This is a genomic window from Pantoea sp. Morm, from assembly GCF_016643525.1.
In the GTDB taxonomy this organism is placed as follows: domain Bacteria; phylum Pseudomonadota; class Gammaproteobacteria; order Enterobacterales; family Enterobacteriaceae; genus Pantoea; species Pantoea dispersa.
On the sequence record NZ_VOQX01000238.1, the window covers coordinates 1 to 1,590 of the forward strand.

Sequence of the window (1,590 nt, forward strand, 5' to 3'; positions counted from 1 at the left end):
GTTAAACACTGAAACTGTGGGTCATTATCATGCGCTCCCTTGGTTTTATGTTGTCACCGTGCCCTGAGACGACATCAATTAAAGTCGGTGATTACCCTGCCGGCAAAGCACCGACTCTATTCAGGCTCGATAATGGCAGTTGTCAGTTAAGGCACTCCCAGCACCGGCATTTCAGACGGGGATAATGATTTCGTCCCCTGCCCTTCTACTCTCAATAAGCGCCATCGCGTTTCAGTACGACACCCACTGTCTTAAACAGGATCGCGATGTCATTCCACAGCGACCAGTTTTTGACATACCACGAATCGAAATAGACGCGCGTTTCATAGTCAACGTCGTTACGACCGCTAACCTGCCACAATCCCGTCATGCCGGGTTTCGCCATCAGGTAATAATCAACATCACCGGCATAACGACAGAGTTCGTCTTCAATCACTGGACGTGGGCCCACCAGGCTCATGTCGCCGCGTACTACATTCCACAGCTGCGGCAGTTCATCCAGACTGGTTTTACGGATGAAGTGGCCAACTTTGGTAATACGCGGGTCATTCTTCAGTTTGAAATCTTTATCCCACTCGGCGCGAGCGACCGGATCGGTGCGCAGGACTTCCTCAAGCACCTCTTTCGAGTTGATCACCATCGAACGGAATTTAAGGCATTTGAATTTACGTCCGTTCAGGCCGACACGTTCATGACCGTAAATCGGTGGGCCGCCATCGCGTCCAACCATAAAGCCGAGGACCAGCAGCGCCGGTGACAGCGCAATAATGATGCCGAGTGCGCCGACGATGTCGAAAGCACGTTTCAGGAAGCGCGAAGTGCGTTTCGCCAGATTATTGTTCACGCGCAGAATCATCACTTCATGGCTGAAGATGTAGGCCATGTCGGTACCGTAAAGGGGCACGCCGCGCAGAGTTGGAATCACTGAGACTGAACGGCAGTTATGCATTGCCAGCATTTTCAGCCAGTTGTCACGATGCTGGCTCTGTTCAAACTCCACCGCCACGATGAACTGGGTTTCGCTGTGCGTCAGCTGCCACAACTCTTGTTCGTTGTGCAGCACCGGTACGCCAGAGATGCTGGCCTGCGGACAGCTGCCATCCACATCGAAAAAGGCAATCACATCAAAACCCATCACCTCTTCACTCTGCAGCGCCTGCCAGGCTTCCTGCGCATTACGACTGCTACCGATGATGATGGTTTGTTTTTTCCACATACCGAAGTGATTCAGTACGCGTTTAGAGATGGCGCGCGCCAGCGGAATTAATATCAACGCCAGAATCCAGGTGGTGACCCAGACAAAACGCGACAACTGCCATTGCGATAATGCTGAAATTGACAAATCGATGACAGAGAAAATGAGAATGGTACGAAAGATCTCTTTCAGCTCAAACCAGAAGGGTTTGCGATAGGTATAATGGCGCAGGCGAACCCAGAACCAGCCTGTACAAATTAAGGACAGACAGACATGGGTGGCGATTTTTAAGTTGAGGTCTTTTTCAGAAATATCTGCCAGTGGAGAATCGGCGAACGAATTAATCAGCGCGAGTGCAATAAACAATGCCGCGTTGAAACAAATTAAATCCGAGC

Annotated in this window: 1 protein-coding gene; it reads right to left on the minus strand. The window is 50.8% G+C overall.

Going from position 1 to position 1,590, the window contains the following annotated elements:
- Positions 1-211: 211 nt before the first annotated feature.
- Positions 212-1,590 (minus strand): undecaprenyl-phosphate galactose phosphotransferase WbaP (gene wbaP, locus FT726_RS27195; RefSeq protein WP_346303841.1); only part of this gene is annotated, 1,379 nt, incomplete at its 5' end.